The organism is Segatella copri, from assembly GCF_003465495.1.
Taxonomy (GTDB): domain Bacteria; phylum Bacteroidota; class Bacteroidia; order Bacteroidales; family Bacteroidaceae; genus Prevotella; species Prevotella copri_G.
In genome coordinates this window covers 1-611 of record NZ_QSAV01000024.1, presented here as the reverse complement: position 1 = coordinate 611, position 611 = coordinate 1, and the positions used below count along the sequence as shown (strand labels likewise).

The following is a 611-nucleotide window of genomic DNA, read 5'->3' as shown; positions in this document are numbered from 1 at the left end:
AAATCAATAACTTATATTAAGAAATGCTTATGAAAACTTAACTATAAAAAGTTGGTCAAGTCGCTGATTTTCAGTAACTTTGCAAATCACGACAAACGCAAAATTATATGAATACAGGACTTGACCAATATATGGATATCTTTAAAGATGCAGTTGAAGATTCGGCTGCAAAGTTAACAAAAAGTTTCGAGAAAATACTCATCGAGGTGATAATTTTGTTCATGGTAATACCAAGAAAGATAAATTTCACCCAAATGGGGAGGTATGGCTCGCATGTTGAGCAAACCTATCGCAACGCATTCGGCTTAAAAAAGTCGAAAAGCATTGACTGGCTCAAACTTAATGTCTCACTTGCCAAGCGCTTCTTTGGTAAACAGGGAAGATGGGCTATTGCCATTGATCCCAGCTACATCAGCAAAGCTGGCAAGAAGACTCCACATATCGGTCGTTTTTGGTCGGGATGTGCACAGTCTGTTAAACATGGTCTCGAAATCATGGGTATTGGCCTCATTGATATTGATGCCAAAGACTGCATGATGTTAAAAGCACACCAGTCGCTAAGTAATAAAGAACTGAGTCTTAGAAACAAGACTATGGTAGATTTCTATATC

1 pseudogene is annotated in these 611 nt (G+C 38.0%); it reads left to right on the top strand.

Annotation, left to right across the window (positions count from 1 at the left end):
- Nucleotides 1-107 precede the first annotated feature (107 nt).
- Nucleotides 108-611 (top strand): annotated as a pseudogene (locus tag DWV53_RS08455) (transposase); the annotation flags it as partial.